Annotated in this window: 12 protein-coding genes; 7 read left to right on the top strand and 5 right to left on the bottom strand. The window is 60.7% G+C overall.

The annotated features are described in order from the left end of the window. Positions 1–10: 10 nt before the first annotated feature. Genes rsmA through MHH62_RS21685 form a run of 4 tightly spaced genes read right to left on the bottom strand, consistent with a single transcriptional unit; the run spans position 11 to position 5,898 of the window. Positions 11–823, bottom strand: a complete 813-nt coding sequence (rsmA, locus tag MHH62_RS21700; RefSeq protein ID WP_014720181.1) for a 16S rRNA (adenine(1518)-N(6)/adenine(1519)-N(6))-dimethyltransferase RsmA — start codon at positions 821–823, stop codon at positions 11–13. Continuing rightward, positions 820–1,809: a 4-hydroxythreonine-4-phosphate dehydrogenase PdxA gene (pdxA, locus tag MHH62_RS21695; RefSeq protein ID WP_003194722.1), complete on the bottom strand. Its 990-nt coding sequence runs from the start codon at positions 1,807–1,809 to the stop codon at positions 820–822. Before pdxA ends, rsmA begins: the two co-directional genes overlap by 4 nt. Further along, a complete protein-coding gene (locus MHH62_RS21690; protein WP_137271085.1) occupies positions 1,806–3,140 on the bottom strand; it encodes a peptidylprolyl isomerase in 1,335 nt (444 codons plus the stop codon). Before MHH62_RS21690 ends, pdxA begins: the two co-directional genes overlap by 4 nt. Next, entirely contained in the window at positions 3,121–5,898 is a 2,778-nt protein-coding gene (locus MHH62_RS21685; protein WP_339231873.1) for an LPS-assembly protein LptD, read from the bottom strand. The genes MHH62_RS21690 and MHH62_RS21685 overlap by 20 nt, the downstream gene beginning before the upstream one ends. A gap of 130 nt (positions 5,899–6,028) precedes the next feature. On the opposite strand from MHH62_RS21685, the gene MHH62_RS21680 reads away from it, so the two are divergent. The 3 genes from MHH62_RS21680 to MHH62_RS21670 are packed head-to-tail and all read left to right on the top strand — an operon-like array spanning position 6,029 to position 8,494. Next, positions 6,029–7,054 carry a phosphotransferase gene (locus MHH62_RS21680; RefSeq protein WP_014720177.1) on the top strand — a complete coding sequence of 342 codons (1,026 nt, stop codon included), beginning with the start codon at positions 6,029–6,031 and terminating at the stop codon, positions 7,052–7,054. Further along, positions 7,051–7,725, top strand: a complete 675-nt coding sequence (gene murU, locus MHH62_RS21675) for an N-acetylmuramate alpha-1-phosphate uridylyltransferase MurU (RefSeq protein ID WP_014720176.1) — start codon at positions 7,051–7,053, stop codon at positions 7,723–7,725. Before MHH62_RS21680 ends, murU begins: the two co-directional genes overlap by 4 nt. Position 7,726: 1 nt before the next feature. Continuing rightward, positions 7,727–8,494, top strand: coding sequence for a TerB family tellurite resistance protein (locus MHH62_RS21670; protein ID WP_014720175.1), 768 nt, complete (start codon positions 7,727–7,729; stop codon positions 8,492–8,494). 76 nt (positions 8,495–8,570) lie between these two features. Here MHH62_RS21670 and MHH62_RS21665 read toward each other — a convergent pair whose 3' ends face one another. Beyond that, complete coding sequence (locus MHH62_RS21665; protein WP_020302179.1) at positions 8,571–9,545, bottom strand: alpha/beta hydrolase family protein; 975 nt, start codon at positions 9,543–9,545, stop codon at positions 8,571–8,573. Positions 9,546–9,758: 213 nt separating this feature from the next. Between MHH62_RS21665 and MHH62_RS21660 the strand changes: the two genes are divergently transcribed. From MHH62_RS21660 to trpE, 4 genes are all read left to right on the top strand, one after another. Further along, on the top strand, positions 9,759–10,907 hold the full coding sequence (locus tag MHH62_RS21660) for an iron-containing alcohol dehydrogenase (RefSeq protein ID WP_014720173.1): 1,149 nt from the start codon (positions 9,759–9,761) through the stop codon (positions 10,905–10,907). A gap of 84 nt (positions 10,908–10,991) precedes the next feature. Next, positions 10,992–11,666 carry a ribulose-phosphate 3-epimerase gene (rpe, locus tag MHH62_RS21655; RefSeq protein ID WP_003194703.1) on the top strand — a complete coding sequence of 225 codons (675 nt, stop codon included), beginning with the start codon at positions 10,992–10,994 and terminating at the stop codon, positions 11,664–11,666. Continuing rightward, on the top strand, positions 11,663–12,481 hold the full coding sequence (locus MHH62_RS21650) for a phosphoglycolate phosphatase (RefSeq protein WP_020302181.1): 819 nt from the start codon (positions 11,663–11,665) through the stop codon (positions 12,479–12,481). The genes rpe and MHH62_RS21650 overlap by 4 nt, the downstream gene beginning before the upstream one ends. Positions 12,482–12,547: 66 nt before the next feature. Continuing rightward, positions 12,548–14,029: an anthranilate synthase component I gene (trpE, locus tag MHH62_RS21645; protein WP_020302182.1), complete on the top strand. Its 1,482-nt coding sequence runs from the start codon at positions 12,548–12,550 to the stop codon at positions 14,027–14,029. The last annotated feature ends 32 nt before the right edge of the window (positions 14,030–14,061 follow it).

Here is a 14,061-nt window from a genome sequence, read left to right as displayed (position 1 = left end):
GTGTTGAACCCTATTGCGCTGTTGGCGCTGGCTGGATGGCAAGCTGGTCAGCCAGGCGCACGAACGCGGCCAGGTCCAGTTGCTCGGGGCGCAGGCCGCCGTCGACGCCGGCGGCTTCGATTTCAGCATTGCTCAGCAGGGCTTTGAGTGTGTTACGCAAGGTCTTGCGGCGTTGGTTGAACGCTTCGCGTACCACACGTTCCAGCAGTTTGTGATCCTTGGCCGGGTGCGGCAGTACGGCATGCGGCACCAGGCGCACGATGGCTGAATCGACCTTCGGTGGCGGGTTGAACGCGCCCGGGCCGACGTTGAACAGGTGCTCTACGCGGCAGTGATACTGGACCATGATCGACAAGCGGCCCCAGTCACCACCGCCAGGGCCTGCGGCCAGGCGCTCCACCACTTCCTTTTGCAGCATGAAGTGCATGTCGCGGATGATCCCGGCGTTGTTCAGCAGGTGAAAAATCAGCGGCGTGGAAATGTTGTACGGCAGGTTACCCACCACCCGCAGGCTATTGGGCGCGGCATTGAGGCTATTGAAGTCGAACTTCAGCGCATCGCCCTGGTGCAGATTGAAGTTGGACTTGCCGGCGAACTGCTGGTTGAGGATCGGGATCAAGTCCTTGTCCAGTTCCACCACGTCCAGTTGCCCACCGCTGGCCAGCAGGCCTTGTGTCAGTGCGCCCTGGCCCGGGCCGATTTCCAGCAGGCGGTCTTCTGGCTTGGCATGGATGGAGCGCAGGATGCGATCGATTACGCCAGCGTCATGCAGGAAGTTCTGCCCGAAGCGCTTGCGCGCCCGGTGTTGGTAATGCTCAGTCATATACGGGTCTCGGCCATCTGATAGGCGGTTTCCAGGGCCACGTGCAGGCTGCCGGTATCGATCTTGCCGCTGCCTGCGAGGTCCAGGGCGGTGCCATGGTCGACGGAGGTGCGGATGATCGGCAGGCCCAGTGTCACGTTGACTGCGGCGCCGAAGCCTTTGTATTTCAGCACGGGCAGCCCCTGGTCGTGGTACATCGCCAGCACTGCGTCGCAGTGCTCCAGATATTTGGGGGTGAACAGAGTGTCTGCAGGCAATGGGCCGCGTAGGTCCATGCCTTCTTGGCGCAGGCGCTCTAATGTCGGTTCAATGATGTCGATTTCTTCATGGCCCAAGTGGCCGCCTTCACCGGCGTGGGGGTTAAGCCCACAGACCAGGATACGCGGTTGGGCAATGCCGAATTTGTGTTGCAGGTCGCTGTGCAGGATGCGCGTGACACGCTCCACACGCTCGGCAGTGATGGCATCGGCGATTTCACGCAGCGGCAAGTGGGTGGTCACCAGCGCCACACGCAGGCCGCGGGTGGCGAGCATCATCACCACTTGAGCGGTATGGGTCAGTTCCGCGAGGAATTCGGTATGGCCGGAAAAGGCGATACCGGATTCGTTGATCACACCTTTGTGCACCGGTGCGGTAATCATGCCGGCGAAGTCGCCGTCGATGCAGCCTTGGCCCGCACGGGTCAACGTCTCCAGCACAAATGCCGCGTTGGCCGTATTCAACTGCCCGGCAACCACTTTGGCTTGCAGCGGGGTGTCCCACACATACAGGCTGCCGGCGGGGGCCGGCAGGTCGGGCCAGTTGCCCGGCGCCACGTCCAGCAGGTTGACGGCCACACCCAGTTGCGCGGCCCGCTCAAGGAGCAGGTCGCGGCTGGTAATGGCAATCAGGGGGTGTGGCTGGGGTTGCGAGGCGAGCAGCAGGCACAGGTCTGGACCAATGCCGGCTGGCTCGCCGGGTGTCACCGCGAAACGCTGGGGTTTCACTGGGGTGCCTGGTCGGTGCCTGTTTGCTCGGCGCCTGGCAGCTTGTTCTCTACATACGCTTCGTCACGGATCTGACGCAGCCAGGTTTGCAGCTCTTCGTCGTATTTGCGGTTACGCAGTACGCTCAGGGCTTGCTGCTCGCGGGCCTGGGTGGTGTTGTCCGTGGCGCGACGGCCAAGCACTTCCAGCACATGCCAGCCGTACTGAGTCTTGAACGGCTTGGACAATACGCCTTGCGGTGTCTCGGCCATAACCTGCTGGAACTCAGGCACCAGAGCTTTCGGGTCGATCCAGTTCAGATCGCCGCCGTTAAGGGCAGAACCTGGGTCTTCCGAGAAGCTTTTAGCCAGGGTGGCGAAGTCTTCACCGCTTTCAATGCGGTCGTAGATCTTCTGGGCCAGTTCCTTGGTTTGTGCCTCGGTGCGGATTTCGCTCGGTTTGACCAGGATGTGACGAACATGGACTTCGTCTTTCAGCGAAGTCTCGCCACCGCGACGTTCCAGCAGCTTCAGGATGATGAAGCCACCCGGGGTGCGGGCTGGCTGGGTAATGCCACCGACTTCCATGGCGCTCAATTCGCGATCAAACGGAGGTGGCAATTGAGCGGCTTTACGCCAGCCCATGTCACCGCCTTCGAGGGCGTTGTCGCTGCCGGACTGAGCAATGGCCATCTGGGCAAAATCTGCACCCGCTTTCAGGCGCTCATAGATCGCCTGGGTTTTAGCGGCGGCGGCATTAAGCTGCTCAGAGTTGGCTCCGTCCGGGGTTGGGATCAGGATATTGGCCAAGTGCAACTCTTCGGAGAGCTGCATCTTGCCCAGGTCCGAGGCCAGGAAGTTCTTCACTTCCTGCTCGGACACCTGAACCCGCTCGGCCACACGGCGCTGGCGCACACGGCTGATGATCATTTCGCGCTTGATCTGGTCACGGGCGTCCTCGTAGGACAAACCATCGCGAGCCAGGGCGGCGCGGAACTGATCAATGCTCATGTTGTTACGCTGGGCGATGGTGCCAACGGCCTGGTTCAATTCTTCGTCTGAAATACGGATGCCAGAACGGTCGCCAATCTGCAATTGCAGGTTCTCGACGATCAGACGCTCCAGCACCTGGGGTTCCAGGACGCTGCTCGGTGGCACACCACCGCCACGCTTGGCGATGGTTTGCTGAACTTCCTTGACCCGTTGGTCCAGCTGGCTCTGCATGATCACGTCGTTGTCGACGATGGCCGCTACTTTATCCAGCTGTTGAACTGCGGCGTGTGCCGAAACAGTACCCAGGAACAGCGCGCCCAGCACTAGCGGGCGCAAACACTCAGAAAGCTTTGTCTTCACGTTCACGATAACCTTCAATGCCTTTGTCGAGGAAGCTCTCTACCTTGGCGCCGGTCAGGCCGCCGAGTCCTTTAAGGACGATCTGGAAGAAGAGCCCGTGGTCACCCTTTTCGTTCTGAGGGGCGATCTGCGTGTATTCGTCGTTGGAAACCCAGTAACGGTTGATGACGCGCAGTTTCCAGCAGCAGTTGTCGTACTCGAAACCACCAAAGGCTTCCAGGGTACGGTTGCGAGCATAGTCATACTGCCAGCGCGTGATCAGGTTCCACTGGGGAATGATCGGCCACATCATCGAGAAGTCGTGTTGTTGGATTTTGTAGTAATCCTTCACGTAGTTCTCTTGGCCCGGGCTGCCGAAGTCTCCGCCGAACTGCCATTTACCGGTCAGTTGGTTGTAGACAACCTGGTCGTTGCGATAGCGGTAGCCCAGGTTGACGACCTTGTTCGGGTTGTCTTCCGGCTGGTAGTGGAACATCGCGCTGCCGGAGCGAGGGCTATGGCTCTCGGTGTCCCAGTTGTAGTCGGCTGTGGCGCGCCAGTCGCGGTTGAAGCGGAACTCGTACTCCAGTGCAACAGGAGATACGTTCGAGTGGGCGTCATCACGTGTCTTGGCGTCGATGCCAGGCAATTGAACTTCACGATCCTTGAAGTACACCGCTTGGCCGATGGAAGCGCGTTGACGTTCGAAACCGTTCTCTTCAATCCAGCGGCTGGTGAGACCAAAGGACAGCTTGTTTTCGTCGCCGATGCGGTCGGAACCGCTGAAGCGGTTATCCCGGAACAACGAGGAGTAGCTGAACGAGTTCTCGCTGGTGTCGAAGACAGGGATCTCGGTCTGGTCTTTATTCGGTACGTAGAGGTAGAACGCACGAGGTTCGAGGGTCTGGTTGTAGTCTTTGCCGAACCAATTGGTTTTACGGTCGAAGTACAGGCCGCTGTCGATGCTTGCAATAGGTACTGAGCGGTCCTGTGAGCTATTGAAGGTTTGACCTCCTGCAGCCATTTGGCTCTTGCCTGTACCGTCAAGGTCAAGATCGTACTTGGTATAAACGTACTTCAACTTCGGCGTCAAAAAGCCGTAGGACCAGTTCATCGGATAAGAGACAGCTGGCGCAAGGTTCAGACGAGTGCCGTTTGCACGGGTCAGGCCGGTAACGTTGGTATCCAGACGACGCGAAACCAAGCCATTTTCGTCCGTAAAGTTACCGTTCTCCAAGTCTCGATCAAAGCGTACGGCTTCGGTTTCATAACTGAAATCCAGCCCGCCCGGATGAAATGGCAGTTGGCCATTCAGTGTGAGTTGCGGCAACCGGTCATACGGTGTGATCTGAGTGATTGTCGCCAGTTGATAGGCTTGGACATTCAAACGGGCCTGATAAGAATCGCCCCGATATGTCAAAGATCCCTGCTGGTTCAGAGCGTCTTGGCTCTCAACCCCTTCCTCAAACGACTTCAAATCCTGGAAGTAATAAGGATCGCTGATCCGGGTGTAATCCACCTGCGACGTCAGACGTGAATCCAACCCACCCTTATGCTGCCAATTGAGCATATAGCGGGTCTTTTCGTAATCAGTCTGGTTCTTCCGCTCGTCGTTATCGTCGTTGAGGTACGCCCCACCAAACTGCCCTTCACTCGACTTGGTCAGATAGCGGAACTCGCCTTCCATCAACAAGCCACGTTTAGTCATGTACTGCGGGTACAACGTGGCATCGTAGTTCGGCGCCAGGTTGAAGTAGTACGGTGTTACCAGCGTAAAGCCAGTTTCCCCACCGGTGCTGAAGCTCGGCGGCAGGAAGCCGGATTGGCGACGGTCGTCGATCGGGAAGTAGATGTACGGGGTGTACAGGATCGGGATGTTCTTGACCCGCAACGTCGCGTTGGTCGCCGTACCGAAACCGGTGGCCGGGTTCAACGTGATGTTGTTGCCCTTGAGCTGCCAGGCGTTGCTGTCCGGCTCGCAGGTGGTGTACGTACCGTCCTTGAGACGGATGATCGCATTCTCTGCACGCTTGGCGTACAGCGCGTTACCGCGGATGCGTGACTTGTGCATCACGTATTCGGCGTTATCGATCTGGGCGGCGCCGGTGTCGAGCTGGACTTGAGCGTGGTCACCCACGATCAGGGCGCCGTTGTCGCGCAGGCGCACCTTGCCATTTAGTTCGCCACGGTTCTCAGCCTGGTACAGGCTGGCTTCGTCCGCTTCCAGTTGCATGCTGCCCTGGCGCATGACCACGTCACCGGCCAGGGTAGCGACTTGCTGCTCCTGCTCGTAACGCGAGGCCTTGGCGCCGATGAAGGTCGGCGCATCGCTCTTGTTCGTCTTGTCGTTCATGCCAGGACGAGTCGGCTCGATGTACGCGCCGCCGCAGTAAGGGCCGGTTTCGGCCAACTGTGCTGCGGTCAGCTTGTCGCGAGGTACCCAGTCCAGGTGGCTGTAGTCGGCGCTGCGCGAGCGCAGGCCACGGCCCTTGGCTTCGGTGACCAGCATGGTCTTGGGCTCGGCGTCGACGCTGCCGCCAGCTTTGCCTTGCGGCGTGCTGTTGGCCGAGCTGACGGCAGCACCGTCATGCACCGGGCGCGGTGGCAATGGGGCGGAGGCCGTCTTCGGCGCACAATCCCAGGCACCCGAAGCAGAGACTGAGCAGTCATACTGTTCCGCGGCGACCACGAATGAGGTGGCGAAAGGTTGCAAGGCCAGCAGACTGCCGGTTACCAGCAACGGAAATTTTCTACGAAACGCGGGGGATTTCAATGCCATCTTATTAGTCCGGGCTTCCTGCGTGCCATCTGCCCGCGGTTTGGGCCGCACGCCTCTCGATGGTCTGAAAAAGATGCGTGATAATAAAGCATGCCCCGCTTGACGGCTAGCGCCGTCGGAGACCCTTGTAATGCCCGAGCACGATCTACGTTTACAACAGCTGGAAGTCTGGCTGGATGAGCAGTTGCCGATTCTTTTCAACGCTCAGGACTGGGGGCCCGTGCCCCCGGCCACATTGACCGCGGCCAGCAGCGACGCGAGTTTCAGGCGTTACTTCCGATGGGAGGGCGGTGCCCATACGTTCGTCGTCATGGACGCGCCACCCCCCCAGGAAAACTGCAAACCTTTCGTCGATATTGCGCATTTGCTCGCGAAATCAGGAATAAATGTGCCAAAAATTTATGCAGAAGATTTGCCCCGTGGCTTTCTTTTGCTCAATGACCTAGGCACAAAAACCTATCTGGACGTGATTGACGGTGAAAATGCCGACCAATTATTTGCCGATGCCATCGACGCGCTGCTGGCTTTCCAGCAATTGCCGATGGATGCACCGTTGCCCAGCTATGACGTTGCTTTATTGCGTCGCGAGCTGGAGCTGTTCCCGGAATGGTATGTGCGCCGTCACTTGGGCATCGACCTCGACCCTGAGCAACAAGCCCTCTGGCAACGTGCCAGCCAGCAGTTGATCGACAGCGCCCTGGCCCAGCCCAAGGTGCTGGTGCACCGCGACTACATGCCGCGCAACCTGATGATCAGTGAGCCAAGCCCTGGCGTGCTGGATTTCCAGGACGCGGTCTACGGCCCGGTGACCTATGACATCACCTGCCTGTTCAAGGACGCCTTCCTCAGTTGGCCCCAGGCCCGCGTGCGCGAATGGCAGCGTGGCTATTGGCAGCGTGCCGGACAATTGGGGATTCCAGTACAGGACGACTTTGAGGAGTTCCTGCGTGCCAGCGACCTGATGGGCGTGCAGCGTCACCTCAAGGTTATCGGCATCTTTTCGCGTATCTGCCACCGCGACGGCAAACCACGCTACCTAGCCGACGTGCCGCGTTTCTTTGCTTATATAGAAGCGGTGCTGGCCGACCGACCCGAGTTGAGTGACCTGGGCGAGTTACTCGCCAGCCTGCGCGAACCTGCCGAGGCCAGCGTATGAAGGCGATGATCCTGGCGGCGGGCAAGGGCGAGCGCATGCGCCCGCTCACCCTGCATACGCCCAAGCCGCTGGTGCAAGCCGGCGGCAAGCGGCTGATCGAGTATCACCTTGAAGCCTTGGCGAAGGCCGGCTTTACCGAGATCGTGATCAACCACGCCTGGCTCGGCGAGCAGATCGAAAGCTACCTGGGCGACGGTGCCCAATTCGGTCTGCGCATCCGCTACTCGCCGGAGGGTGAACCGCTGGAAACGGGGGGCGGGATATTCCAGGCGTTGCCGCTGCTGGGCGACGAACCGTTTCTGGTGGTCAATGGCGATATATGGACCGACTACGATTTCATCCAGCTCAAGCAGCCGATCCGGGGCCTGGCGCACTTGGTGATGGTCGACAACCCTGCGCACCACCCGTCGGGCGGGGATTTCTACCTGGATCACGGTGTGCTTCATGATGCCGCGCCCGGTGCCGATAACCTGACCTTCAGTGGCATTTCAGTGCTCGACCCCAAGTTGTTCGCGGGTTGCAGCGCCGGTGCCTTCAAGCTGGCCCCGCTTTTGCGCGAGGCCATGGCCAAAGGTTTGGTAACGGGGGAGCACATGGCAGGACGCTGGGTGGATGTGGGGACGCTGGAGCGACTGGCGCAGGTCGAAACCTTGCTGACAGCGGGGCAGTAGGATGTTGTGGCCAGGGACGCTGATCGGCGCCGGGGCTGGCTTTGCCATTGCCAGTATTCCGGGGGCTCTGTTGGGGGCATTGCTGGGGCAGGCGCTGGATCGCCGTCTGCAACTGCACAGTTGGGCGCAGTTACGTGAACGCTTGGGTGGGCGCCCGGCCTTGCGCAACGACGAACTGTTGTTTGTGCTGCTGGGACGCCTGGCCAAGAGTAATGGCCGGGTTGTCGACGGACATATCCAGCAAGCGCGCCAGGAGATGCGCGCACTGGACATGAGTGAGCCGGCCCAGCGCCGCGCGATCAGCGCCTTCAACCGTGGCAAGTCCGGCAGCGACCGGGTTCGCCGTTACCTGCGGGTGCTCAAGACGCAGCCCCATGCGGCGGAAGGCGTGCTGCGCGCCTGTTGGCGCATGGCGTGGGCGGACGGTCGAGCGGATGCTGCCGAGCGCGACCTGATCGACCAGTGGGGCAAGTGGTTGGGCTGGACGCCACAGCAGCTTCAGGCATTGGCGACCGATTACGCGCCGGAGCGCAAGCCATTGGCCAATCGTGGCGGTGCCTATCAGGAGGCGTTGCGTATCCTGGGGGTGACGGCAACCACTGAGCCTTCGGTGATCAAGCGCGCCTACCGCCGCCTGCTCAGCCGTCACCATCCGGACAAGATCGCCGGCACGGGTGCCAGCCCCGCGCAAGTGCGGGAGGCGACCGAACGAACCCGAGAGTTGCATAACGCCTATGCGCTGATTCGCGAGCGGCGGGATTTTCGTTGAGATTATCGCCACTCAACGCCATGTGGGAGGGGGCTTGCCCCTGCCACATCGTTGTGCGACATGGTCGACTATGTGATCAGTCTGCGCTGCCCTTCGGGCTCAGCCACCCGCGAACCCTGCGGTACAACTGCTCTTGCTCCGCCGCGCTATTGCCGGGTAACGCCGTGAGCGACACCTGCTTATAGCTGTCATTCTTCGAGCGCTTGGCCGCCTGGAGTCGCTCCAGGGCGTTCTTGCGATCCTGGGCGCCCTCTTGATAGAACACGTCCGCCGTGGGTACCTTCAAGGCCGGCGCCAGTTGCTGCAGGTCCGGTTGGCGAGCCGCAGGCGTCTTGCCGGCCACCATCACCAACCTCTGCACCTGGGAGGGTTGTTTCTCGCTGAGGTAGCGTGCCGCCCACCAGGCCCCGGTGCCATGGCCGAGCAACACCACACTGCGGGCGCTTTGGGTCTGGGCGAAGGCGACGGCGGCGTCGATACGGTCGAAGATGCGCTTGGCGTCGGTCTTGTCCTGCTCATCCGCCCCCGGCACCACCGCCGGGTCAGTGCCTTCGGCCTCGGCACTGGCGGCCTGTTCGACCGGCTTGGCAGCGGTGCTGCCTTCCTTGCTGCTGGTATCGACCGCCGCTTTCGGCGGTTCGATGAGCCGTGGCGGCAGGGTGTCCACACTGACGTCAGGCAATGACAGGCTGAGGGTGCCCCAGGCGGCGTCCGGTAACTTGCGCCGCAGAGGCGCGATGGCCTGCGGCCAGTCCGCGTTCTCCCCGGCACCTGGTATGAGAATCACCACACCCTCGGCTTCGGCGCTGTTGGCGGGTTTCCATAGCGCCAGGAACGAATCGCTACCAGCTTGCAATTGCTGTTGCTCCTGCTGCGGCACCTGCCGTTCGAGCGCACTGGCTTCTTGCTGGCTACGCTCGGGCAAGGCCTGGCGTTCAGCCGGTTTTTCGACGGCAGGCGAGGGTGCATCCTCGGCCTGAACAGGCAAGACGCTGGTAAACAGCAGTGACAGGCACAATGCTGGCAGTGCCGAACGGTGAAGAAAAAGCATCGTTGATTCCCGGCCAGAAGTGATTCCAGCAGCCTAATGGGTTGGTCGGTATTTGTCAGGGGTATGAGGCGCGGTTCTCGCTACCGACAGGCTATCGGCGGTTTGTTAGCTGTCTTGATGGTCGCGGCGCGGCCATTCAACCAATGAATGGCAGACAACACGCCAGGGGCAGCTATTCTTGTGCCAGCCCATCATTCATAAGAGGCCGCGCACATGAGTACTTCCTCATTCAAGATCGCCCACAAACTGCTGACCGGTGCAGGTGCCATCGAACAACTGGCTGCCGAACTCACGCGCCTGGATGTGGATAACCCACTGATCGTCACTGACGCCGCGCTGGTCCAGTCCGGTACCGTGGCGCTGGCCTTGGAGCATCTGGGTGATCGAGCCTACGAAATCTTCGACCGCGTGCTGCCCGATCCGGAAATTGCCATCGTCGAAGACTGCATGCGTGCGTACCGCGAAGGGGGGCATGACGGCCTGATCGGTGTGGGCGGCGGCAGTGCCATCGACATCGCCAAGAGCGTGGCGGCCTATGCCGGTTATCACGGCGCGCTGGCGGACTTGTTTGGCGTCGATCAGGTGCCGCGCAAAGGCCCGCCGTTGATCGCCATCCCCACCACGGCCGGTACCGGCTCGGAGGTGACCAATGTGGCGATACTGTCCGACAAGGCTGCACAGCTGAAAAAAGGCATCGTCAGCGATTACTTGCTGCCGGATGTCGCGCTGATCAGCCCGCAAATGACCTTGACCTGCCCGCGAGGTGTCACGGCCGCCAGTGGCGTGGACGCCTTGGTGCATGCCATCGAGTCCTACCTGTCGCTGCATGCCTCGCCGATTACCGACGCCCTGGCCATCGGTGCGATCAGATTGATTGCCAGCGCGTTGCCCAAGGCTTACGCCAACCCGGCCAACCTGCAGGCCCGTGACGACATGGCCACCGCCAGCCTGATGGCCGGCATGGCCTTTGGCAACGCGGGCGTCGGTGCCGTGCATGCGCTGGCGTACCCGTTGGGTGGGCGCTTCAATATTGCCCATGGCGTCAGTAATGCGCTGTTGCTGCCGTATGTCATGCACTGGAACAAATTGGCCTGCGTCGAGCGTATGCAGGACATCGCCCAGGCCATGGGCGTCAATATCGCCGGGCTGAGTGTGAATGACGCTGCCGACCAGGCTGTAGAGGCGATGACGCGGTTATGTGCGGCAGTGGAGATCCCGTCCGGCCTGCGCAGTTTCGGCGTGCCCGAGGACGCCATCCCGGCCATGGCCAGCGAAGCTGCAGGCATTGAACGCTTGATGCGTAACAACCCGCGCAAGCTCAGCGCCGCCGATATCGAAAAAATCTACCGGGCAGCTTACTAACCGTTGAGATAGGTCACGGTGCGCGCAGCAAAGCATGAGGTATACAATGCGCGCCATCGTGATTTAGCTCAAAAAAGGTGCGTCATGCAGCCCTTCGTCATTGCTCCATCGATTCTCTCTGCCGACTTCGCCCGCCTGGGTGAGGAAGTGGACAAGGTGTTGGCCGCCGGTGCCGACTTCGTGCACTTCGATGTCATGGACAACCACTACGTACCCAACCTGACCATCGGCCCGATGGTGTGCGCCGCGTTGCGCAAGTACGGCATCACCGCGCCGATTGATGCGCACCTGATGGTCAGTCCGGTAGACCGTATCGTCGGTGACTTCATCGAGGCGGGTGCGACTTACATCACCTTCCACCCGGAAGCTACATTGCACGTTGACCGCACCTTGCAACTGATCCGCGAAGGCGGCTGCAAGGCGGGCCTGGTATTCAACCCGGCCACTCCGCTGAGCGTGCTTGAGTACGTGATGGACAAGGTCGACATGGTCTTGCTGATGAGCGTCAACCCAGGCTTCGGCGGGCAGAAGTTCATCCCTGGCACCTTGAACAAGCTGCGTGAGGCCCGTGCGCTGATTGATGCGTCGGGGCGTGACATTCGCCTGGAGATTGACGGCGGCGTTAACGTCAACAATATCCGTGAGATCGCCGCAGCGGGTGCCGATACCTTCGTGGCCGGCTCGGCGATTTTCAATGCCCCGGACTACCAGGCCGTCATTGACAAGATGCGTGCCGAACTGGCGCTGGCGCGTCCATGAGCGGTTTTGAGCAGTTGTTCCCCGGCAAATTGCCACGGCTGGTGATGTTCGATCTGGACGGTACCTTGATCGACTCGGTGCCCGACCTGGCGGCCGCGGTGGACCAGATGCTGCTCAAGCTGGGGCGCAAACCGGCAGGCATCGAGTCAGTGCGCAAGTGGGTCGGCAATGGCGCGCCGATGTTGGTGCGCCGGGCCCTGGCCAACGACATCGATGCCACGGGCGTGGATGAGGCCGAGGCAGAACATGCCTTGGAGCTGTTCAATGCCGCTTACGAAAGCAGCCACGAACTGACCGTGGTTTACCCCGGCGTGCGTGACACCCTCAAGTGGTTGAGCAAGCAGGGCGTGGAAATGGCCCTGATCACCAACAAGCCGGAGCGCTTCGTTGCGCCGTTGTTGGACCAGATGAAAATCGGGCGCTACTTCCGCTGGATCATCGGCGGCGATACCTTGCCGCAGAAAAAACCAGACCCTGCGGCCCTGTTTTTCGTAATGAAAATGGCCAATATTCCGGCGTCTCAGTCGCTGTTTGTCGGCGATTCGCGCAGTGATGTGTTGGCGGCTAAAGCGGCGGGCGTGCAGTGCGTGGCCTTGAGTTATGGTTACAACCATGGCCGGCCGATTGCGGAGGAGTCCCCCGCTCTGGTCATTGATGACCTGCGACTGCTAATCCCCGGTTGCTTGGGCGCGGGCGCTGAGATAACGTTGCCCGACATTGATTCGTCCCCTTCTGGAAATTCCATCGTGGTGGTCACTCGCAAACTCTGGATGAAAGTCATCAAGGCCTTGGCCCGCTGGCGTTGGCGCGCCTGACTGATCCAGGCCGCGTGTGCGGCACGTTTGCCTACCTGACTTGACCCTCACACCACGAGGCACCTCATGACCCGCGAAGAATTCCTGCGTTTGGCCGCTGCCGGCTACAACCGTATCCCCATGGCTTGCGAAACCCTGGCCGACTTCGATACGCCGCTGTCGATCTACCTGAAGCTGGCCGATGAGCCCAACTCTTACCTGCTTGAGTCGGTACAAGGCGGCGAGAAGTGGGGCCGTTACTCGATCATTGGCCTGCCATGCCGCACGGTGCTGCGGGTGCACGACCATCATGTGAGCATCACCCATGACGGCGTGGAGATCGAAAGCCATGACGTAGAAGACCCGCTGGCCTTTGTCGAAACCTTCAAGGCGCGCTACAACGTGCCGACCATTGCTGGCCTGCCGCGCTTCAATGGCGGCCTGGTGGGGTACTTCGGCTATGACTGCGTGCGCTATGTGGAAAAACGCCTGGGCAAATGCCCGAACCCGGACCCGCTGGGGGTGCCGGACATTTTGCTGATGGTGTCCGACGCGGTGGTGGTGTTCGACAACCTCGCCGGCAAGATGCATGCGATTGTCCTCGCCGACCCCGCCCAGGCTGATGCCTTCGAACAAGGCCAGGCCAACCTGGAAGCGTTGCTGGAAAAACTTCGCCAGCCGATCACCCCGCGTCGCGGCCTGGACCTCAGCCGCCCCCCGGCGGCCGACCCGGTGTTCCGCTCCAGCTTTACCCAGGATGACTACGAGCGCGCCGTCGATACCATCAAGGAATACATCCTTGCCGGTGACTGCATGCAAGTGGTGCCGTCGCAACGCATGTCCATCGACTTCAAGGCGGCGCCGATTGACCTATACCGCGCACTGCGTTGCTTCAACCCGACGCCGTATATGTACTTCTTCAACTTCGGCGACTTCCACGTCGTGGGCAGTTCGCCGGAAGTGCTGGTGCGGGTTGAAGACAACCTGATCACCGTGCGCCCGATTGCCGGCACGCGCCCCCGTGGGGCGACCGAAGAAGCCGACGTGGCGCTGGAAGAAGACCTGCTCAGCGACGAAAAGGAAATTGCCGAACACCTGATGCTGATCGACCTGGGGCGCAACGACACCGGGCGTGTCTCGGAAATCGGCTCGGTGAAACTGACCGAGAAGATGGTTATCGAGCGGTATTCCAATGTGATGCATATCGTGTCCAACGTCACCGGCGAGCTGAAGGCCGGGCTGACGGCGATGGACGCCCTGCGAGCGATTTTGCCGGCGGGCACATTGTCGGGGGCGCCGAAGATCCGTGCGATGGAAATTATCGACGAACTGGAGCCGGTCAAGCGCGGTGTCTATGGCGGCGCCGTCGGGTATTTCGCCTGGAACGGCAATATGGATACCGCCATTGCGATCCGCACGGCGGTGATCAAGAACGGCGAGCTGCATGTGCAAGCTGGTGGCGGGATTGTGGCAGACTCGGTGCCGGCCCTTGAATGGGAAGAAACCCTCAACAAGCGTCGGGCGATGTTCCGTGCCGTGGCATTGGCAGAGCAAACTCCACAAGACTGAAGCTGGAATAAAAAATGTGGGAGCTGGCTTGC

The organism is Pseudomonas sp. FSL L8-0168, from assembly GCF_037976155.1.
Taxonomy (GTDB): domain Bacteria; phylum Pseudomonadota; class Gammaproteobacteria; order Pseudomonadales; family Pseudomonadaceae; genus Aquipseudomonas; species Aquipseudomonas paracarnis.
Note: the sequence above shows the minus strand (reverse complement) of the source record. Positions and strands in the feature narration are given on the sequence as shown.